This window comes from Enterobacter cloacae complex sp. P42RS (assembly GCF_014930595.1).
GTDB lineage: Bacteria > Pseudomonadota > Gammaproteobacteria > Enterobacterales > Enterobacteriaceae > Enterobacter > Enterobacter bugandensis.
Map to the genome: position 1 here is coordinate 277,034 of NZ_JADBRK010000002.1, position 18,876 is coordinate 295,909.

At 53.7% G+C, this 18,876-nt stretch carries 21 protein-coding genes and 1 tRNA gene; 13 read left to right on the forward strand and 9 right to left on the reverse strand.

Features of this window, described 5'->3' with window-relative positions; all coding sequences use genetic code 11:
- Positions 1–85 precede the first annotated feature (85 nt).
- A complete protein-coding gene (locus IM314_RS04625) occupies positions 86–991 on the forward strand; it encodes a LysR family transcriptional regulator (protein ID WP_193358681.1) in 906 nt (301 codons plus the stop codon).
- Between the two features lie 243 nt (positions 992–1,234).
- On the opposite strand, the gene IM314_RS04630 is transcribed toward IM314_RS04625, so the two are convergent.
- Positions 1,235–1,322, reverse strand: a tRNA-Ser gene (locus tag IM314_RS04630).
- Positions 1,323–1,554: 232 nt separating this feature from the next.
- Between IM314_RS04630 and ghrA the strand changes: the two genes are divergently transcribed.
- The 4 genes from ghrA (at position 1,555) to IM314_RS04650 (ending at position 4,469) form a co-directional block, all read left to right on the forward strand.
- Positions 1,555–2,493, forward strand: coding sequence for a glyoxylate/hydroxypyruvate reductase GhrA (gene ghrA, locus IM314_RS04635; protein ID WP_028012670.1), 939 nt, complete (start codon positions 1,555–1,557; stop codon positions 2,491–2,493).
- Between the two features lie 84 nt (positions 2,494–2,577).
- Positions 2,578–3,315 carry a phosphatase gene (locus tag IM314_RS04640; protein WP_028012671.1) on the forward strand — a complete coding sequence of 246 codons (738 nt, stop codon included), beginning with the start codon at positions 2,578–2,580 and terminating at the stop codon, positions 3,313–3,315.
- 20 nt (positions 3,316–3,335) lie between these two features.
- Positions 3,336–3,890 (forward strand): molecular chaperone, encoded by a 555-nt coding sequence (locus tag IM314_RS04645; RefSeq protein ID WP_045630075.1) that lies wholly within the window; start codon positions 3,336–3,338, stop codon positions 3,888–3,890.
- A gap of 96 nt (positions 3,891–3,986) precedes the next feature.
- Positions 3,987–4,469 carry a DUF1097 domain-containing protein gene (locus tag IM314_RS04650; protein ID WP_193358682.1) on the forward strand — a complete coding sequence of 161 codons (483 nt, stop codon included), beginning with the start codon at positions 3,987–3,989 and terminating at the stop codon, positions 4,467–4,469.
- Between the two features lie 45 nt (positions 4,470–4,514).
- Here the strand turns inward: IM314_RS04650 and csgG are convergent, their stop codons facing one another.
- From csgG to csgD, 4 genes are read right to left on the reverse strand one after another with little or no spacing between them, the layout of a single operon-like run.
- Complete coding sequence (gene csgG / locus IM314_RS04655; RefSeq protein WP_028012674.1) at positions 4,515–5,348, reverse strand: curli production assembly/transport protein CsgG; 834 nt, start codon at positions 5,346–5,348, stop codon at positions 4,515–4,517.
- Positions 5,349–5,374: 26 nt separating this feature from the next.
- Positions 5,375–5,788 (reverse strand): curli production assembly/transport protein CsgF, encoded by a 414-nt coding sequence (gene csgF / locus IM314_RS04660; protein ID WP_028012675.1) that lies wholly within the window; start codon positions 5,786–5,788, stop codon positions 5,375–5,377.
- 23 nt (positions 5,789–5,811) lie between these two features.
- Entirely contained in the window at positions 5,812–6,201 is a 390-nt protein-coding gene (gene csgE / locus IM314_RS04665) for a curli production assembly/transport protein CsgE (RefSeq protein ID WP_028012676.1), read from the reverse strand.
- A gap of 4 nt (positions 6,202–6,205) precedes the next feature.
- Positions 6,206–6,856, reverse strand: a complete 651-nt coding sequence (csgD, locus tag IM314_RS04670; RefSeq protein WP_045630077.1) for a biofilm master transcriptional regulator CsgD — start codon at positions 6,854–6,856, stop codon at positions 6,206–6,208.
- 753 nt (positions 6,857–7,609) lie between these two features.
- Between csgD and csgB the strand changes: the two genes are divergently transcribed.
- The 5 genes from csgB (at position 7,610) to ymdB (ending at position 10,076) form a co-directional block, all read left to right on the forward strand.
- Positions 7,610–8,065: a curli minor subunit CsgB gene (gene csgB, locus IM314_RS04675; RefSeq protein ID WP_028012679.1), complete on the forward strand. Its 456-nt coding sequence runs from the start codon at positions 7,610–7,612 to the stop codon at positions 8,063–8,065.
- Positions 8,066–8,106: 41 nt separating this feature from the next.
- Positions 8,107–8,565, forward strand: coding sequence for a curli major subunit CsgA (csgA, locus tag IM314_RS04680; RefSeq protein WP_041910537.1), 459 nt, complete (start codon positions 8,107–8,109; stop codon positions 8,563–8,565).
- Between the two features lie 61 nt (positions 8,566–8,626).
- The gene (gene csgC / locus IM314_RS04685; protein ID WP_193358683.1) at positions 8,627–8,959 is read left to right on the forward strand and encodes a curli assembly chaperone CsgC; all 333 of its coding nucleotides are present in this window, start codon (positions 8,627–8,629) and stop codon (positions 8,957–8,959) included.
- 150 nt (positions 8,960–9,109) lie between these two features.
- Entirely contained in the window at positions 9,110–9,430 is a 321-nt protein-coding gene (locus IM314_RS04690) for a hypothetical protein (RefSeq protein WP_063153821.1), read from the forward strand.
- Positions 9,431–9,533: 103 nt separating this feature from the next.
- Complete coding sequence (gene ymdB, locus IM314_RS04695; RefSeq protein ID WP_045630081.1) at positions 9,534–10,076, forward strand: O-acetyl-ADP-ribose deacetylase; 543 nt, start codon at positions 9,534–9,536, stop codon at positions 10,074–10,076.
- A 35-nt stretch (positions 10,077–10,111) separates the two neighbouring features.
- Here the strand turns inward: ymdB and mdoC are convergent, their stop codons facing one another.
- A complete protein-coding gene (gene mdoC / locus IM314_RS04700; protein WP_193358684.1) occupies positions 10,112–11,251 on the reverse strand; it encodes a glucans biosynthesis protein MdoC in 1,140 nt (379 codons plus the stop codon).
- A 254-nt stretch (positions 11,252–11,505) separates the two neighbouring features.
- On the opposite strand from mdoC, the gene mdoG reads away from it, so the two are divergent.
- From mdoG to IM314_RS04715, 3 genes are all read left to right on the forward strand, one after another.
- Positions 11,506–13,059 (forward strand): glucans biosynthesis protein MdoG, encoded by a 1,554-nt coding sequence (mdoG, locus tag IM314_RS04705; protein ID WP_193358685.1) that lies wholly within the window; start codon positions 11,506–11,508, stop codon positions 13,057–13,059.
- Positions 13,052–15,580: a glucans biosynthesis glucosyltransferase MdoH gene (gene mdoH / locus IM314_RS04710; RefSeq protein ID WP_041910533.1), complete on the forward strand. Its 2,529-nt coding sequence runs from the start codon at positions 13,052–13,054 to the stop codon at positions 15,578–15,580. The genes mdoG and mdoH overlap by 8 nt, the downstream gene beginning before the upstream one ends.
- Positions 15,581–15,664: 84 nt before the next feature.
- The gene (locus IM314_RS04715) at positions 15,665–15,892 is read left to right on the forward strand and encodes a YceK/YidQ family lipoprotein (RefSeq protein ID WP_013097162.1); all 228 of its coding nucleotides are present in this window, start codon (positions 15,665–15,667) and stop codon (positions 15,890–15,892) included.
- Positions 15,893–15,898: 6 nt separating this feature from the next.
- Here the strand turns inward: IM314_RS04715 and IM314_RS04720 are convergent, their stop codons facing one another.
- The 3 genes from IM314_RS04720 to IM314_RS04730 form a co-directional block, all read right to left on the reverse strand.
- On the reverse strand, positions 15,899–16,273 hold the full coding sequence (locus tag IM314_RS04720) for a MysB family protein (RefSeq protein WP_028012687.1): 375 nt from the start codon (positions 16,271–16,273) through the stop codon (positions 15,899–15,901).
- Positions 16,274–16,370: 97 nt separating this feature from the next.
- Entirely contained in the window at positions 16,371–17,588 is a 1,218-nt protein-coding gene (mdtG, locus tag IM314_RS04725) for a multidrug efflux MFS transporter MdtG (protein WP_193358686.1), read from the reverse strand.
- Between the two features lie 140 nt (positions 17,589–17,728).
- On the reverse strand, positions 17,729–18,655 hold the full coding sequence (locus IM314_RS04730; protein WP_193358687.1) for a Kdo(2)-lipid IV(A) acyltransferase: 927 nt from the start codon (positions 18,653–18,655) through the stop codon (positions 17,729–17,731).
- Positions 18,656–18,876 lie beyond the last annotated feature (221 nt).

An 18,876-nucleotide genomic window follows, 5' to 3' on the forward strand; every position in this document is an offset into this window, starting at 1 on the left:
TGTAATTAGCTTATATTCAGGGTTAATATCCCGGTAGATAGTGAAAATGACATTCACTGTTCTGAATATAGAACGATGAGGGCGTATGCAGGATCTCAATGATTTCGCGTGGTTTGTGAAGGTGGTGGACCATGGTGGATTTGCGGCGGCGGGTCGGGCGCTCGATCAGCCCAAGTCAAAACTGAGCCGCCGGATTGCCCAGCTGGAAGAGCGCCTTGGCGTGCGTTTGATCCAGCGTACCACCCGGCAGTTTACGGTGACAGAAGTGGGGCAGACGTTCTATCAGCACTGTAAAGCCATGCTGGTAGAGGCCGAAGCTGCGGAAGAGGCGGTGGCGGCGTTGCAGGCCGAGCCACGCGGCGTGGTCAGGATCACTTGTCCGGTCACCTTGCTGCACGTGCACGTGGGGCCCATGCTGGCGCGGTTTATGGCGCGCTATCCGGGGATCAATCTTCAGCTTGAGGCCACAAACCGAAGGGTTGATCTGGTGGGTGAGGGCATCGACGTGGCGATCCGCGTTCGTCCACGTCCGTTTGATGACAGCGACCTGGTGTTAAGAGTGCTGGCAGACAGGGGACACTGCCTGGTGGCGAGCCCTGCGCTGATTGAGCGGATGGGTCACCCTGCCGTGCCCTCTGAGCTTAGCGAGTGGCCGGGTTTGAGCATGGGTGTGGGAAAACAGCTGCACAGATGGGAGCTGAGCGGGCCGGAGGGAGCGAAAGCCGCGATTCATTACACGCCGCGCTTTATTACCACCGACATGCTGGCGCTGCGTGAAGCGGCGATGGCGGGGGTGGGCGTGGTGCAGCTGCCGATTTTGATGGTCAAGGAGCAGCTGGCATCCGGGGAACTGGTAAGGGTGCTGGACGCATGGGAACCCCGACGGGAAGTGATCCACGCTGTTTATCCTTCCAGGCGAGGTTTACTGCCGTCCGTCAGAACGCTGGTGGATTTTCTTACCGAAGAGTATGCGCGGATGGTGGAGGAGTAACGATCCCCTCGCCGCTTTGGGGAGAGGGTTAGGGTGAGGGTCTCAGGCCGCACCGAGCTGAATATAGCACCGGGGGGGATTGACTCGCTTCGCTCGCCCTGCGGGCAGCCTGTTCGCTTCGCTCTCAGTCTGTCCAACTGGCTGCGCCAGTTGTCGAACCCCGGTCGGGGGTTCTCATCCCCCCGCAGGCGTGCAACATGCGAAAAAAAAGCCCGCATTTTCATGCGAGCTCTTCTTAAAATATGGCGGTGAGGGGGGGATTCGAACCCCCGATACGTTGCCGTATACACACTTTCCAGGCGTGCTCCTTCAGCCACTCGGACACCTCACCATATTGTCATCCCGTTGTTGCTGGGACGGGCGCTAATGTAAGGAAAAGCCGAACTGCCGTCAACCCACTTTTTCAGTAATTTAGCGCGTTTAGACAAACTTCAGGCAACATGATTCTTAAATGTGCTGAAAGCGTCTTTTTTATCAACAACACGGTCACGCAATAAATTTGCTATGCTGACCGTCCAGTTAAAAAGCAAAATAAATCAGCGCAATAAAAGGCAGAATTGACTATGGATATACTCTTCTATCACCCCACTTTTGATACGGCTTACTGGATTAAGGCACTTTCTGCGGCACTGCCGGGCGCTCGCGTTCGTGAGTGGAAGCGGGGCGATAACGAACATGCTGACTACGCGCTGGTCTGGCATCCGCCGGTAGAAATGCTCCAGGGCCGTAAGCTGAAGGCCGTGTTCGCGCTTGGAGCCGGCGTGGATTCCATTCTGAGCAAGCTGAAAGCACACCCTGAAATGCTGCCGGAAGATATTCCTCTGTTCCGCCTGGAAGATACCGGTATGGGCCAGCAAATGCAGGAATATGCCGTCAGCCAGGTGCTGCACTGGTTCCGCCGTTTTGATGACTATCAGGCGCTTAAGCAGCAATCCCGCTGGGAGCCGCTGCCTGAATATCCGCGCGAAGCGTTTACCGTTGGTATCCTCGGCGCAGGCGTGCTGGGTTCGAAAGTGGCTGAAGCGCTCGCGCCGTGGGGCTTTCCGTTGCGCTGCTGGAGCCGCAGCCGTAAAGACTATCCGGGCGTTGAGAGCTTTGCCGGAACGGATGAGCTTCCGGCCTTCCTGAACGGCACGCGTGTGCTGATTAACCTGCTGCCCAATACGGCGGAAACGGTGGGGATTATCAATGAAGGCCTGCTCAACCAGCTGGACGACCAGAGCTACCTGATGAACCTGGCGCGCGGCGTGCATCTGGTCGAGCCGGATCTGCTGAAGGCGCTGGATAGCGGGAAGCTTAAAGGCGCCATGCTGGATGTCTACAGCCGTGAGCCGCTGCCGGAGGAAAGCCCGCTGTGGCGACACCCGCGCGTGGCAATGACTCCGCACGTTGCCGCCGTGACGCGACCTGCCGAGGCAGTGGCCTATATCTCGCACACGATCGGTGAAATAGAGAAGGGTAACCCGGTCACCGGACAGGTCGACCGACAGCGCGGCTACTGAGAGAAACCCGGCGTTCGCCGGGTTTTTGCTAATATTCGCCGCTGATAACTGCTATCCTTTGGAAAAAACGCAGAGGAGAGAAAGATGTATCCCGTTGACCTGCATATGCACACCGTCGCCAGCACCCACGCGTATAGCAACCTCCATGATTATATTGCCCAGGCGAAGCTTAAGGGCATCAAGCTGTTCGCGATAACCGATCACGGCCCGGATATGGCGGATGCGCCGCACTACTGGCATTTTGTGAATATGCGTATCTGGCCACGTCTGGTGGACGGCATTGGGATACTGCGCGGCATTGAGGCGAACATCAAAAACACCGACGGTGAAATTGACTGTACCGGCCCGATGCTGACCTCCTTAGATCTGATCCTTGCCGGCTTCCATGAGCCGGTTTTCCCGCCGCAGGATAAAGAGACCAATACCGCGGCGATGATTGCCACTATTGCCAGCGGCAATGTGCACATCATCAGCCATCCGGGCAATCCGAAATACCCGATTGATATTCAGGCCGTGGCGCAGGCCGCGGCGAAACACCGCGTGGCGCTGGAGATTAACAACTCCTCGTTCGTGCACTCGCGTAAAGGCAGTGAAGCCAACTGTCGCGAAGTGGCTGCCGCCGTGCGTGATGCGGGTGGCATGGTGGCGCTGGGCTCTGATTCGCACACGGCCTTCACGCTGGGGGATTTTAGCGAGTGCCTGAAAATATTGCAGGATGTGGATTTCCCGGAAGAACGCATCCTGAACGTCACGCCGCGTCGTATGCTTGATTTCCTCGAGTCGCGCGGCATGGCGCCGATTGATGAATTTGCCGATCTTTAATTGAATAACGGAATAAAACAATGAATGAATTTTCCATCCTTTGCCGCGTGCTGGGCTCCCTGTATTACCGCCAGCCGCAGGACCCGCTGCTGGTGCCGCTGTTTACGCTGATTCGCGAAGGTAAACTGGCGCAGAACTGGCCGCTGGAACAGGATGAGTTACTGGAGCGCCTGCAGAAAAGCTGCGATATGCAGCAGATCTCAACGGACTACAATGCTCTGTTCGTCGGCGAAGAGTGCCGCGTGTCGCCGTATCGTTCCGCCTGGCAGGAAGGCGCGACCGAAGCGGAAGTGCGGGCATTCCTTTCAGAACGCGGGATGCCCCTGAGCGATACCCCAGCCGATCATATCGGTACGCTGCTGCTGGCCGCGTCCTGGATCGAAGACAACGCTGGCGACGATGAAAATGAAGCCATCGGGATCCTTTTCGAAACGTATCTGCTGCCGTGGGTGGGGACCTTCCTGGGTAAAGTGGAAGCTCATGCCACCTCTCCGTTCTGGCGAACGCTGGCCCCGCTGACGCGTGACGCCATTGCAGCAATGTGGGATGAACTGGAAGAAGAGAACGAGGAGTGATGTAAATCACAAAAATCCTGCAACGATACATTTCAACTTGCACGTAATGTGCTTCTGATCTCATTTCTATGGCGCGCTTCTGCTAAGATGCGCGCCATGAACATATTACTTTGTATTGCAATCACGACGGGCATCCTCTCCGGTATTTGGGGATGGGTAGCGGTGTCTCTCGGTCTGTTAAGCTGGGCTGGCTTCCTGGGTTGCACGGCCTATTTCGCCTGTCCTCAGGGCGGGCTGAAAGGGCTCTTTATCTCAGGCTGCACGCTGATGAGCGGCGTTATCTGGGCGCTGGTCATCATGAAAGGCAGCGCGCTGGCGCCGCATCTGGAGATGCTGGGGTACGTCATGACGGGTGTCGTCGCCTTCCTGATGTGTATCCAGGCGAAGCATCTGCTGCTGTCGTTTGTGCCGGGAACCTTTATGGGGGCCTGCGCAACCTTTGCCGGGCAGGGGGACTGGAAGCTGGTGGTTCCTTCCCTGGCGCTGGGGCTGCTGTTTGGCTACGCCATGAAGAACAGCGGTCTTTGGCTGGCGGCGCGACGGGAAAAAACGCAAAACATCACCGCGTTGAGTGAATAAAAAAAAGGCGAGATAATCATCTCGCCTTTTTTTATGCGCTGCCCGTCAGGATTCCGGAGGCACCGACATATCACGGTATTTCACCAGGATCGGGTTCTGCACGTCCGCTTTGTTTTGCAGATCCCACAGCCCGCGATCGATACCATCGTTGATTAAGAAGATCACGCCGGTTTCAATGGCTGACATCAGACACATCATGACCGGTTCGTTAGAGGTGTAGCCAATTTCTCCCTCCAGCAGGCGCTGGTAATCAATAAATCGGAATACCCCAGCCTGAACTTCATAAGACAATATCGTTTTGCTGGTGTTGACCGAAGAGAGCACTTCACCGGTACTGACGTTCACGACGCGCAGGTTAACCGCAATTTGGTCGAGCTGGTACTGGGTATCTGCGCCGATACCGAAGTAGCGCGCGCCCACGCCACCCGATTTCACGTTGCTCTCGTAACCGATAATCGACCCTTCAATCATCACGTTTGCGGCGGCCAGAGACTGCAGAGGCATCCGGTTATTGTCCGCAACGGTGCCATTCTCCTGTGCGGCACGAATGATTTTTCGTTCATTTAACAGGTTCTGAAGCCCCTGGCGTTCCAGCGGAATAAACCAGTGCGAATCTTTAAGTGCAGTCACCAGCATGGCGGTGGCGCTTTGCGGCACCGCGGTGGAGAAGTTACTTGCCGGATAAGGTTTAAATTGTCCGGTTTCATCCTGAATGTTGTATACCGAAACAAATATCTTGCCCGTAGGTGAAGGCAAATGGGTTAAATCACGGTAACTTTGAGCCCGCGGCATTAATGTGGGTTTTGCAGCTTCTTTAGGCGGAGCAGTTAAACAACCGCTCAATAAGCACACTGCAACAAATATCAGGAAGCGCTGCATGGTCGTTGTCCTTATTTAGCTATTGTTTAAAAGTCAGTTGAATTATTTTGCAGGCCGGAAACCTCTATGGTGGAGGTTTTTCCGGTTTTACGATCGGTCACATTCAACTGGAGCTGTCCGTCCCTGTTGGCGATGTCGACGATAAAGTCGTTGGTCATCATTCGGCCGGGTTTGCCGGTATTAATGTTGGTCAGCAATCCCCCTAAAATCTGCGACTGGATAGCCTGGGTGAAGTTATCCAGTGCGGAAGGGGTATCAACGGTAAAATCCTGAAAGCTCGGATCTTTATAGGAGTTTTGTGCCTGAGCTTGATTCAGCAGAAAGGCACCGTTGTTGGGGTTACCGCCAAAGTTAGGGTTACGGAACTGGAAGGTCATATTTCCGGCCCAGCTCAGGGGAGCAATAAGCATGATCGAAACAACTGCATATGCAATACGCATGACAGCCTCCGCATATCGGTTCGCTAGAACTCATCTTTTGCTAAATCGCTGGTGCTTAATAGGGCTTTATCTATTTGCAGGCGATTAATAGCGTCTTCAGTTTGAGCCAGTGCTAAGGCTACGTTTTTTTCGAAGTCTGTTTTCGAGGGGAATAAAAACGTTTGATAAATAACGTCCTGATTGGCCGTTATGGTTATCCAGCTTCCCCATCGTGCACTGGGCCGCTCGTTGATTGTTAAATTACCCGTGTAGGGACTGTCCCATTTATCGCTGAAGGCCCGGTAAAAACTGTGCCCGATCGATGAGACAGTGTGGTCAGTTAACAATCCGGGAACTTCGACCTCAACGGCCTGCAGGTTCCCTGCAGCGAGCAGGAGACTCGCTGCGGCGATCCAACTCAACGTGCGCTTCATGTGATTAACGCCTGAGGTTATCGTTTGCCCATGAAACCGCCTGAGTTCGGTTTTTAACAGCTATCTTCTTGAAAAGATTATAAAGGTGCGTCTTTACCGTATTTTCGCTGATAAATAACGAACGGGCGATTTCAATATTTGAAGCACCAATGCGTAATTTGTTCAGGATCTCTTTCTCACGGTGGGTGAGCAGCGCTGATTCCGAACTGTTATAGCGGTAATTTCCGGAGTGCGTGATGAGGTAGCTGGCCAGCTTTTGCGAGAAATAGCATTCGCCGCGCAATATGCCTTGCAGACCATCTACCACCCGAACCTCTTCTTCAGTGACGTAGAACACGCCATTGATATGCGGCCAGCTTTCAATATCTCGGAAAGGATATTCATCAGGCGTATTCAATAATAACACGCGGATATTATTGTTTTTCCTGCTTAAGTTATCTTGCCAGTAATGGATAAGCTTTTTATCGGCTTCCATCATATCAAACAGAATGATGCTGCCAGGCACAATATCATCAAAAGAACGTTGAATATTATGCAATTTCCCGTTCAGTGATAGAGATTGCTTTAAATGTTGTAATAAAGCTGTCGCTTGCAGAGAAGGTTTTGTGATCAACAGTAATGTATGACCATGTAAACTATGGACTTCATTATACATGATGAAACCCCACTTATTTTTGGCACCTGACAGCCGCCTTTCTGTAAAGAAGAGGGCACCAGAAGTACTGACAGATGTTGCACTGCTGTGTGTAGAATCAGAACATAACCTCCACAGGGAGGTAAATATAAAACCAATTTCGTATATCTAATTTCAATCTAGCTTTTACGAATTTTAAAGCAAGTGTTAATCGTGTAACAAGATGTAAAAATCAATATTCATTTGTGAAAATGGCAGATTTTGAATGTTGCTATTTGATATGAAAGTTGTACATGGAAATAGTTGTGCATAGATTTTAAAAATCATACAAATATAATTAACCAGTTAATATTTATAAGTATTTATTATTTTTTTTAGTTTGTACCCAGGTATGAGTAACTGATACTTTCTAAGTCATGCCGTACTGATTTTCCTGGCTTAAGAAAACTCGCCTTGTGTCACGCACTGAAGAAAATCTCATCCTGGCGTTACGCTTAAACAACGCGGGAAGGGACATGGACGGCTGTCTCGCCGTTGTACAACATGTCGCGCATAAATATTTCATAAAAAATAAAAACGCCCTGTGTCATGCCTTTTATGGTGCAAATTACAACTTTGTGGTGACCTGAAAAATAAAAATAAGCCGCGCGGGTGAGATATTTAAAATGTTTCAGCGGACATACTCTTCACCGTAACGACGCGTTAACAAAAACGAGTCGTTTAATACGAAATACGATCAGGGTGTTTTCAGGTAGCCGGGTCCAGGGTGACAACATGAAAAACACATCGTTATTTTTGATGTTTACATTACTGGGTGCGCCTGGATTTGTAACCGCCGCGAATTCAGATTTAGCAAACGCTGAATATAATTTTGCGGTTAATGAATTAAGTTATTCATCATTAAATCAGGCAGCCATTATTGGTCAACAGGGCGTATTTAATGACGCTCAGCTTCGCCAGGAAGGATCGAAACTCTTGTCCGTCATTTCTCAGGATGGGGCAGGCAACAGAGCGAGAGTTGATCAATCAGGGACTTACAATATTGCCTGGATCGATCAGAGCGGTAACGGGAACGATGCAGGTATTACGCAGGATGGATATGGTAATAGTGCGAAAATTATCCAGAAAGGGTCGGGTAATAGAGCAAATATTACGCAGTACGGTACGCAGAAAACCGCAGTTGTAGTGCAGAAACAGTCGCAGATGGCAATTCGCGTTATTCAGCGCTAGCTATTTCGCGACGACGTTAATCAATCCGATGGGGGTTTACCATGAAATTTATCAAAGTGGCAGCACTTGCAGCAATCGTCGTTTCTGGTAGTGCTATGGCTGGTATCATTAATCAGGGCGGATGGGGTCATGGACACGGTCATGGCCAGGGCGGAAACAGTGGTCCAAATTCAACCCTGAATATTTATCAGAACGGTGGCGGTAACTCCGCGCTGGCGTTGCAGACAGATGCCAGAAATTCCGTTCTTAATATTAGCCAGACCGGTGGCGGTAACGGGGCTGATGTCGGTCAGGGTTCTGACGACAGCAAAATCAACCTGACCCAGAACGGCTTTGGCAACAGTGCGACACTCGATCAGTGGAACAGCAAAAAATCCGTTATGAATGTTAGCCAGTACGGCGGCCTTAACGGTGCGCTCGTAGACCAGACGGCGTCTAACTCCACCGTCAACGTTACCCAGATCGGCTTTGGTAACCACGCGACAGCGCATCAGTACTGATACTGAAATCTGTACTACAAAAAAACAGGGCCGATGCCCTGTTTTTTTTCGGGAGTTCCTCATGAATACCTTCATTCTCCTTGCCGCGCTTTCCGGCCAGATAACCTTTCAAACGTCACAGCAGGGAAATATGACGACCATTATTCCGCAGGTCATTTTGACGGAACCGTGTGATTGTCAGGTTCAGATCCTCTCTTTGAAGGAAGGGCTGAGTGGGCAAAGTGCTTCGCGACAGCAAAATACCCTTTTTATTCCCGCTAATCAGCCGATTGATTTAACGCGGTTGAGTTTAACTATTTCTGCGGAAGACACGATCAACATCGTTGTCACCGTCACGGATGGAAAAGCGCTTCATTTATCACAGCAGTGGTCGCCAGCCGGGGGTGCGCTGTAAATATTCATGAAATCAATGCATTGTGAATATTTGCCGTTGAACTAAGCTGTTATCAGGAACTGCGTTGTTAGGTTCCGTAACGTCAGCCTTCGTTTGCATAATGAAGCGCGTTTGCCCCTCATGGACGATTTTCATTGAGGAGTACATATCGTGACCCACTCTTTTGCACATCTTATTTCAGGTCTGGGCCTGCTTGTTTCGGCATTTATCGCTCCAGCTTATTCGGCCACGCTCGCGCAGGGCGGCGTTATTCACTTTCGCGGCGCAATCGTTGCTGACCCTTGCGAAGTTACCCACCAGCAGCGGCAGCTGGCGGTGTCGTGTCCGGAAAAAAATCGTATGCAAACGCGTATGGTGAGTTACGGCGACGCGCTGAACGGCAAGGCGACGGCTTCCGGCCTGGCGACAGTGAATATGACGTACCTGAATCCTGAAAAAACGCTCGCGGTTGTTCAGATCCAGTACCGTTAATACACGTGAGCGCCCGCCGGTGGGCGCGGTTTTATGCCTATCGTTTTTCTCAATAACCCCTCTGCGATACACTTATAAAAAAGGCGGGCAGCAGAGGGGCTTTATGAAACCGCAAATTGAAGTTATTCATGGCGATATTACGACAGTTCATGTCGACGTCATCGTCAATGCGGCCAATCCTTCCCTGATGGGGGGAGGAGGCGTAGACGGCGCTATTCACCGGGCTGCCGGACCGCAGTTACTGGAAGCCTGTAAAATGGTGCGTCAGCAACAGGGTGAATGCCCACCGGGCCATGCGGTGATTACGCTGGCGGGCAACCTTCCTGCCAAAGCGGTGATTCATGCTGTCGGGCCCGTGTGGCACGGCGGAGACCAGCATGAAGCGAGCCTTCTGGAGGAGGCATACCGAAACTGTCTGCGGCTTGCCGCCGACAACGGCTATAAAACGATGGCGTTCCCGGCCATCAGCACCGGCGTGTATGGGTATCCTAAGGCGGCAGCGGCGACCATCGCCGTCGAAACGGTTTACCGCTATTTGTCGCTTAAACCGCTGCCAGAGAAGGTGATTTTTGTCTGCTTCGATGAAGACACCACGCATCTTTATCAGCGGCTTCTGACTCAGCGCAGACAAGAGCTGGAGAGCTGAAGCGAAGGCGGCGCACCGTGAGTGCGCCGCGCTGCTCAGGCGGCTTTCGGCTGAGGTTTTCCTGAAAACAGGAAGCGCAGAAGAGGGATCCGCAGATGGATCTCGTAGAGTACGACGGCAATCCCCACCACAAACACCAGCCCGGTAAAGAAGCCCAGCGTGTTGGATGCGATATGCGGCGTGATGTATGCCCCGAAGAACAGCGTCAACGGGTGGTGCACCAGATAGATAAACAGTGAGGCATTGACGAAGTAGGTCACGCGGCTGGACTTAAAGTTCAGCAAACGGTGGCCGAGCGCGAACACTACGTTCACCATCCACAAGCCCAACAGCATGGTGATCACGCTTTCCGTTTCATACATCCAGGCGTCGCCGCTCCCGTAGCGCTGGTTCAGCAGGTAGGCCACGAAGGCAATGGCCGCACCCACCGCGCACCACGGTGACGGGGTGGTAAACAGCGCTTTAAGCCTCGGATGAATAAAGGCCAGCGCGCCAATCAAAAAGAACGGAATGTAGAACAGCGACTGCATCACCACAAAATTGAACAGGCCGTCGCTCAGTATCGGTGGATAGACGATAAACAACGTGCGTCTCACCGCGGCATAAGCGATCCCCAGCAGTAAGAAGAGCACCGACAGTTTGCCCAGCGAGACGTTAGCGAAGAAAGAGTCTGCTGTCGTGCTGAGATGGCGGCGCAGGCGGCTGAAAATCACCAGACTGACCGTGGTCAGCACCACCAGAACCAGCAGGAACCAGAGGTGAGACACCAGCTCCCAGACCAGCGTGTTGTACTTTTCATACAGCGAGAGATTCGGCCAGTTCTCCGCCTTGCCTTTAACGTATTGCAGCATAATGAACTGCGGCAGCGTCAGCAGCGGTATGGCGGTTAACATGGGAATACCTACGCGCTCCACGCGCACTTTCCACCAGCGCTTAAGCGGATAGCGTAAAAAAAGCATGTACGAGAAATAGCCGGAGATGACAAAAAACACCTGCATGCGGAAGGCGTGAATAAAGTCATTAAACAGCGTCAGCCACCAGGAGGGCATCTGGCTATTAACATGCCACGTGTGGCTGGAGTAAATCAGTGAAATATGAAAGGGGATCCCCAATAGCATCAGCCATGCCCGGATCGAGTCGAGGAAATATTCCCGTTGTATCGGTGTTGTGCTCATATAACGTTGCGCATTCTCAGACTTTTCGCCTTATCCCTAAGGCTCATAATGGTTACATTCGACGCCAACCCTACACCAAGACCGACACACTGTCTCCAGGATAAGCACGCAAAGTGAATAACGGGTTCTTTCATTTGCTTAATCCATGAGCCAGCAGCTGAACAAAGCAGTGATTATGTTGTCGGATTGCCTGAGTTTCCATTAAAATGGATCGGATCGATATAAGCACACAAAGGGGGAAGTGCTTACTTATTATGAAACATAAACCACAGATGATGAAAATGCGTTGGTTGGGTGTTGCGGTGGTGTTATCACTGTATACCTCATCGGCACTGGCCTTTAACATCGACGATGTCGCAAAACAGGCAAAATCGATGGCAGGCAAGAGCTACGAAGCGCCGAAAAGTAACCTGCCCTCCGTTTTCCGCGACATGAAGTATGCGGACTATCAGCAGATCCAGTTCAACCACGATAAAGCGTACTGGAACAATGTTAAAACCCCGTTCAAGCTTGAATTTTATCATCAGGGTATGTACTTCGACACGCCTGTTGCCATCAATGAAGTGACGGCGACCGCGGTACGTAAGATCAAGTACAGCCCGGATTACTTCAATTTTGGCAATGTGCAGCACGACAAAGATACGGTGAAAGACCTGGGCTTCGCAGGCTTCAAGGTGCTTTACCCGATCAACAGCAAAGATAAAAACGACGAAATCGTTAGCATGCTTGGCGCCAGCTACTTCCGCGTGATTGGCGCGGGGCAGGTGTACGGGCTTTCTGCGCGCGGTCTGGCTATTGATACCGCGCTGCCATCAGGTGAAGAGTTCCCGCGTTTCCGCGAGTTCTGGATTGAGCGTCCAAAACCAACGGACAAACGTCTGACTATTTATGCGCTGCTGGATTCCCCACGCGCAACCGGTGCCTATCGCTTTGTGATTATGCCTGGTCGTGACACGGTCGTTGACGTGCAGTCTAAGGTTTACCTGCGTGACAAAGTGGGCAAACTGGGCGTCGCTCCGCTGACCAGTATGTTCCTGTTTGGGCCGAACCAGCCGTCACCGGCAACCAACTTCCGCCCGGAACTGCATGACTCCAACGGTCTGTCTATTCATGCCGGTAACGGTGAGTGGATCTGGCGTCCGCTGAATAACCCGAAACATCTGGCGGTCAGCAGCTTTGCGATGGAAAACCCGCAGGGCTTTGGCCTGCTGCAACGTGGCCGTCAGTTCTCTCGCTTTGAAGATCTCGACGACCGCTATGACCTGCGTCCAAGCGCCTGGGTTACGCCGAAAGGCGACTGGGGTAAAGGCAAGGTAGAGCTGGTTGAAATTCCAACCAACGACGAAACCAACGACAACATCGTCGCATACTGGACGCCGGATCAGCTGCCGGAAGCCGGTAAAGAGATGAACTTCAAGTACACCATTACCTTCAGCCGCGACGAAGATAAGCTGCATGCGCCGGATAACGCGTATGTGACGCAGACTCGCCGCTCTACGGGTGACGTGAAGCAGTCTAACCTGATCCGTCAGCCTGACGGTACGGTAGCGTTTGTCGTGGACTTCACCGGCCAGGATATGAAGAAACTGTCTCCTGATACTGCGGTGTCGGCCCAGGCCAGCATCGGTGACAACGGTCAAATCGTAGAGAACACCGTGCGTTACAACCCGGTAACCAAAGGCTGGCGTCTGACCCTGCGCGTGAAAGTGAAAGATCCGAAACAGACCACTGAAATGCGTGCTGCGCTGGTCAGTGAAGATCAGCCGCTGAGTGAAACCTGGAGCTACCAGCTACCTGCCAATGAATAATACATCTGAATATATTGATGCCATGCCGCTGACGGATATCGAAAAAGCGGCGCTGCCTAAGAGCGACATCCGCGCGGTTCATACCGCGCTGGATGGCGAACATCGTCAGTTTTCCCGTGATGATGATACGCCGCTGGGGTCAGTCAAGGCGCGTCTGGAGCAGGCCTGGCCGGACTCGCTGGCAGAAGGGCAGTTGATTAAAGACGACGAAGGACGCGATCAGCTTCAGGCGATGCCGAAAGCGACGCGTTCCTCAATGTTCCCCGATCCGTGGCGCACCAACCCGGTTGGCCGCTTCTGGGATCGCCTGCGCGGGCGTGACGTCACGCCGCGCTATCTGTCGCGCCTGACGAAAGAAGAGCAGGCCTCCGAACAGAAATGGCGTACCGTGGGGACAATTCGCCGTTATATCCTGTTGCTTCTGACGCTGGCGCAGACGGTTGTCGCGACCTGGTATATGAAAACCATTCTGCCTTACCAGGGCTGGGCGTTTATCAACCCGACGGACATGATGGGCCAGGATCTCTGGGTCTCCTTCATGCAGCTGCTGCCGTATATCCTGCAGAGCGGCATTCTCCTGCTGTTCGCGGTCCTCTTCTGCTGGGTCTCGGCCGGTTTCTGGACCGCGCTGATGGGCTTCCTGCAGCTGCTGATGGGACGGGACAAGTACAGCATTTCGGCGTCAACGGTCGGGGATGAACCCCTCAATCCCGAGCACCGTACCGCACTGATTATGCCTATCTGTAACGAAGACGTTGACCGCGTATTTGCGGGGCTGCGTGCAACCTGGGAGTCCGTAAAGGCAACCGGTAATGCGGCGCATTTCGACGTTTACATCCTGAGCGACAGTTACAACCCGGATATCTGCGTGGCAGAACAAAAAGCCTGGATGGAGCTGATTGCAGAAGTGCAGGGCGAAGGACAGATCTTCTACCGCCGCCGCCGCCGTCGCGTGAAGCGTAAAAGCGGCAACATCGATGACTTCTGCCGCCGCTGGGGTAACCAGTACAGCTACATGGTCGTGCTGGATGCTGACTCCGTCATGAGCGGTGACTGCCTGAGCGGTCTGGTGCGTCTGATGGAAGCCAACCCGAACGCGGGGATCATTCAGTCTTCGCCAAAAGCATCCGGCATGGACACCCTGTACGCGCGCTGCCAGCAGTTCGCCACCCGTGTTTACGGCCCGCTGTTTACCGCCGGTCTGCACTTCTGGCAATTGGGTGAGTCGCACTACTGGGGCCACAACGCCATTATCCGCGTGAAGCCGTTCATCGAACACTGTGCGCTGGCGCCGCTGCCGGGCGAGGGTTCGTTTGCCGGTTCGATTCTGTCGCATGACTTCGTGGAAGCGGCGCTGATGCGTCGTGCGGGCTGGGGCGTCTGGATTGCCTACGACCTGCCGGGATCGTACGAAGAGCTGCCGCCGAACCTGCTGGACGAGCTCAAGCGCGACCGCCGCTGGTGTCACGGTAACCTGATGAACTTCCGCCTGTTCCTCGTAAAAGGGATGCACCCGGTTCACCGTGCGGTGTTCCTGACGGGCGTAATGTCTTATCTCTCCGCACCGCTGTGGTTTATGTTCCTCGCGCTCTCCACTGCGCTGCAGGTCGTCCATGCCCTGACGGAGCCGCAATACTTCCTGCAACCGCGCCAGCTGTTCCCGGTGTGGCCGCAGTGGCGTCCGGAGCTGGCGATTGCGCTGTTTGCTTCCACCATGGTGCTGCTGTTCCTGCCTAAGCTGCTCAGTATCATCCTGATCTGGTGCAAAGGCTCGAAAGAGTACGGCGGATTCTTCCGCGTCACCCTTTCGCTGCTGCTGGAAGTGCTGTTCTCCGTGCTGCTGGCGCCGGTGCGTATGCTGTTCCACACCGTGTTTGTGGTCAGCGCGTTCCTGGGCTGGGAAGTGGTCTGGAACTCACCGCAGCGTGATGACGACTCCACGCCGTGGAGTGAAGCCTTCATGCGCCACGGCTCTCAGCTGCTGCTGGGCCTGGTGTGGGCGGCCGGAATGGCCTGGCTGGATCTGCGCTTCCTGTTCTGGCTGGCGCCGATTGTCTTCTCGCTTATCCTGTCGCCGTTTGTGTCCGTGATCTCCAGCCGTTCAACGGTAGGGCTGCGTACCAAACGCTGGAAACTGTTCCTGATCCCGGAAGAGTATTCCCCGCCGCAGGTGCTGGTGGATACCGATACCTATCTGGAGCAGAACCGTAACCGCACGCTGGACGATGGCTTTATGCACGCCGTGTTTAATCCGTCATTCAACGCTCTGGCGACGGCAATGGCCACTGCGCGCCACCGCGCAAGCCAGGTGCTGGAGATTGCCCGCGATCGTCACGTTGAGCAGGCGCTTAACGAGACTCCGGAAAAACTCAATCGCGACCGTCGTCTGGTGCTGCTGAGCGATCCGGTCACGATGGCAAGACTTCACTATCGCGTATGGTCCGCTCCGGAGAAATACTCTTCATGGGTGAACTACTATAAAGAGCTGAAGCTAAACCCGCTGGCGCTGAAGGCGAAGTAAGCGGTTAAGCAAGGCGGGTAAGCAAAGCGCCACCCGCCAGATAAAATACCGGCTGTGAGGCCGGTATTTTTTTAGAGGTTACTGATGAAAATAATCATCGTCGTCATGATGGCATGCCTGCTGAGCGGCTGCGGCAGCATCATCAGCCGCACTATTCCAGGTCAGGGCCATGGCAACCAGTACTACCCGGGCGTAAAATGGGATGTCCGTGATTCCGCATGGCGCTACCTGACGGTGCTCGATCTGCCGTTCTCGCTGATTTTCGACACGCTGTTGCTGCCCATCGATGCCAGCCACGGTCCGTACGAGTAGCGTAAATTAACGCTCGTCCCATTCATCGGCTGCGGTTTGACCTTCTTCCGTATCCAGCGGTGGCTCGAGCTGAAATTCGCCCTCATCCCACTCGTGCAGCGTATTCTCCTCCAGCCATTCCTGGCGTAACTCGATTTCGTCATAGTCGCCATCAAACACGGCCTGCGCACCTGCACCGCTCAGGACCGGCAAACATTCTCCTTCTTCACCTTCGTCGGCAAAGAATTCGGCCTGCCACATAATATCCCCATCCTGCAGAACATATTTTTGGATATTAAGTTGTTGCACGTCAGCATCTTCTTCCTCAACGCCGGGATTATCGGCAAGGAACTCTTCACGAGCGGCATCAATAGCTTCTTCCAGCGTGGCGTACATGGTCATTGGTGTCTCCCTGTTTTCCAGAAGGTTTCAGGGAAAGAATAGCTGAATATCAGATTCTGCAAGTATGAATGCGAAAATAAGCCGTCAGGCGTTCTTCTTATTCCGTCACCGGCCGTAACGCGCGGGATAAACTGAACCACGAGTAAATCGCGTTGAACAGCACCACGCCTGCCGTCACGATAAAGACGGCGCGAAAACCGAAGCTGGCGGAAATACCCGCCCCGAGAAGCGGCCCGGTGACGTTACCGATATCGCGAAACGACTGGTTATAGCTAAAGATACGCCCGGCAATCTGGTTCGTGGAGTTGTAGACCAGCAGGGTCTGTACGGCGGGCAGCAACGCTCCGTCGGCGGCGCCCAGCAAAAAGCGAAGCACGCCCAGCTGCCATGGAGAGTGCACCATCGACATGGGGATAAGCAGCAGGACGGAAATGATCAGTGCGCAGATCAGGATCTTTTCCGGGCCGACCCGGTCACCCAGGTTCCCCAGTCTCGGTGCGCTAACCAGCGCCGCCACGCCGGGCACAGAGGCAATCAGTCCGCTGATAAACGCAATATTGCTGACGTTACCCGCCAGGTCGCGAACGTATAGGGTGAGAATAGGAGCGATCGATCCGGTTGCCACCTGAATGATCAATGTCGTTACGAACAGGCTCAGTACCAGTCTGGGATTTTTAAGCGAGGTCAGCACGTCTCTGGCGTGAAGCATCTCTTTTTTGGCGACGGGCGTAAATTTTTCACGGATGCAGACCAGGGTGACGATAAAGCACAGGAACAACACGCTGGCGGTGATGAAAAAGACCGGGCGCAGGCCGTAGTTATCCGCCAGTAATCCCCCCGCCAGCGGCCCAAGCAGGGCGCCGCTCACGCCACCGGTTGAGAGCGTGCCAAGCGCCCAGCCGCTCTTATGGCGAGGAATTTGCGTGGCGATCAGGGCGTTCGCGTTGGGAATAAACCCGCCCAATAAGCCCAGCAATGCGCGCAATATCAGGAACTGCCAGACGTTCTGCGCCATGCCCATCAGCGCCATGATTATCGCCATCCCCAGCGCCGAACGCAGCAGCATGATTTTACGTCCCTTGCGGTCGGCAAGGCCGCCCCAGAAGGGGGAGGCAATGGCGGAAAAGAGAAACGTGATGCTGAATACCAGGCCAGACCACATGTTGAGTGCGCTATGGCCAGTCACGCCCAGCTGTTCGACGTAGAGGGGCAGGAAAGGCATGACCAGGCTAAACGCCGCGCCGGTAAGAAAACAGCCAAGCCACGCAACCGTGAGGTTACGCTTCCAGTTTATGGGGGCATCTGAGGGTGTCATAACAATCCGCATAGTGAGGTGCAGAGCACCTGAGGCATGAAGTAATAAGCCTGCTAATTATGCGCCTGGGTTATGATTGCCGCAATGAGGGGGAGCTTTTAAAGCTAAAATAGCATGCGGCCCTGAGGGCCGCATGAGGATCAATAGCGGGAAGGCATGCCTTCTGGCCGCGTTTTAAAGCGTCGATGCAGCCACATGTACTGCTCGGGTGCCAGCATGATGCACTTCTCCACAACGCCGTTCATCCAGCGCGCGGTGGTTTCCGCATCTTCCAGCGGCGGCGCGAGTTCCGGCTCAAGCATCATCAGCTCGTAGCCTGAGCCATCCGGCATACGGCGGGGAACAAAGGGAACGATGGCGGCTTTGGACATCCGCGCCAGCATCCAGGTGCCGGTCGTGGTGGCGGCCTCATCAACGGCGAAGAAGGGGACAAAGACGCTGGCCTGGGGGCCATAGTCGTGATCGGGGGCATACCAGACCACTTCACCGGACTTCAGCGCGCGGATCATACCCTTCAGATCCTTACGGTCGATCATGCTTTTGTTGGAGCGCATGCGGCCGTTGGTCTGGATGAGATCGATAACCGGGTTGTCGTTAGGACGGTAAACCCCGATGCCGGGCGCTTGCATGCCAAACATACGCGCCCCGATTTCGAGCGTCAGGAAATGGACGCCGATCAGCAACACGCCGGTCTGATTGGCCTGAAGCGTATGCACCGGCTCCATGCCGGTGCCTGTAACCTTGCTCCAGCGGGCCATACGTTTGTCCGACCAGAACCACGCCATGCCGGTCTCCATGAGACCCATGCCGACGGATTCGAAATTCTTCGAGACCATATCATGGCGCTCCGCCTCGCTCATCTGCGGAAAGCACAGCTCAAGGTTACGATACGCGATGCGGGCGCGGCGCTTCATAAGCGTTTGCGCGAGTCGGCCTAATGATGTACCTAACCGGAAGATAACAGGGTAGGGAAGCTGTACCAGTAGCCATAAAAAGCCAATGCCAAGCCAGGTCATCCAATAGCGGGGATGCAAAAGGGCGACGGTAAATTTTGGTAACTGGGTCATGTCTTTCCTGTGTTCAAACGTCCTGTTTCGCTATTGTCGCATTTTTTGAGACGTAGCCAAAATATCTGCCGTCGAAACCTGCACGACGACGGCAATTGTTAAGCCTGATTCATCAGGGTGTGTGAAATGTAGCGTAAATTGTGTGGATGTAAATTGGTTTTGTTTGCTATATGATGCCGACCGATTTTGATTCTCTCTGACGATTGCAGGACTTGTACACC

What these genes read in the sequence shown, in the direction of transcription:
- IM314_RS04625 (WP_193358681.1), top strand. Translation starts at nt 86, where the DNA reads ATGCAGGATCTCAATGATTTCGCGTGGTTTGTGAAGGTGGTGGACCAT.
- ghrA (WP_028012670.1), top strand. Translation starts at nt 1,555, where the DNA reads ATGGATATACTCTTCTATCACCCCACTTTTGATACGGCTTACTGGATT.
- IM314_RS04640 (WP_028012671.1), top strand. Translation starts at nt 2,578, where the DNA reads ATGTATCCCGTTGACCTGCATATGCACACCGTCGCCAGCACCCACGCG.
- IM314_RS04645 (WP_045630075.1), top strand. Translation starts at nt 3,336, where the DNA reads ATGAATGAATTTTCCATCCTTTGCCGCGTGCTGGGCTCCCTGTATTAC.
- IM314_RS04650 (WP_193358682.1), top strand. Translation starts at nt 3,987, where the DNA reads ATGAACATATTACTTTGTATTGCAATCACGACGGGCATCCTCTCCGGT.
- csgG (WP_028012674.1), bottom strand. Translation starts at nt 5,348, where the DNA reads ATGCAGCGCTTCCTGATATTTGTTGCAGTGTGCTTATTGAGCGGTTGT.
- csgF (WP_028012675.1), bottom strand. Translation starts at nt 5,788, where the DNA reads ATGCGTATTGCATATGCAGTTGTTTCGATCATGCTTATTGCTCCCCTG.
- csgE (WP_028012676.1), bottom strand. Translation starts at nt 6,201, where the DNA reads ATGAAGCGCACGTTGAGTTGGATCGCCGCAGCGAGTCTCCTGCTCGCT.
- csgD (WP_045630077.1), bottom strand. Translation starts at nt 6,856, where the DNA reads ATGTATAATGAAGTCCATAGTTTACATGGTCATACATTACTGTTGATC.
- csgB (WP_028012679.1), top strand. Translation starts at nt 7,610, where the DNA reads ATGAAAAACACATCGTTATTTTTGATGTTTACATTACTGGGTGCGCCT.
- csgA (WP_041910537.1), top strand. Translation starts at nt 8,107, where the DNA reads ATGAAATTTATCAAAGTGGCAGCACTTGCAGCAATCGTCGTTTCTGGT.
- csgC (WP_193358683.1), top strand. Translation starts at nt 8,627, where the DNA reads ATGAATACCTTCATTCTCCTTGCCGCGCTTTCCGGCCAGATAACCTTT.
- ymdB (WP_045630081.1), top strand. Translation starts at nt 9,534, where the DNA reads ATGAAACCGCAAATTGAAGTTATTCATGGCGATATTACGACAGTTCAT.
- mdoC (WP_193358684.1), bottom strand. Translation starts at nt 11,251, where the DNA reads ATGAGCACAACACCGATACAACGGGAATATTTCCTCGACTCGATCCGG.
- mdoG (WP_193358685.1), top strand. Translation starts at nt 11,506, where the DNA reads ATGAAACATAAACCACAGATGATGAAAATGCGTTGGTTGGGTGTTGCG.
- mdoH (WP_041910533.1), top strand. Translation starts at nt 13,052, where the DNA reads ATGAATAATACATCTGAATATATTGATGCCATGCCGCTGACGGATATC.
- IM314_RS04715 (WP_013097162.1), top strand. Translation starts at nt 15,665, where the DNA reads ATGAAAATAATCATCGTCGTCATGATGGCATGCCTGCTGAGCGGCTGC.
- IM314_RS04720 (WP_028012687.1), bottom strand. Translation starts at nt 16,273, where the DNA reads ATGACCATGTACGCCACGCTGGAAGAAGCTATTGATGCCGCTCGTGAA.
- mdtG (WP_193358686.1), bottom strand. Translation starts at nt 17,588, where the DNA reads ATGACACCCTCAGATGCCCCCATAAACTGGAAGCGTAACCTCACGGTT.
- IM314_RS04730 (WP_193358687.1), bottom strand. Translation starts at nt 18,655, where the DNA reads ATGACCCAGTTACCAAAATTTACCGTCGCCCTTTTGCATCCCCGCTAT.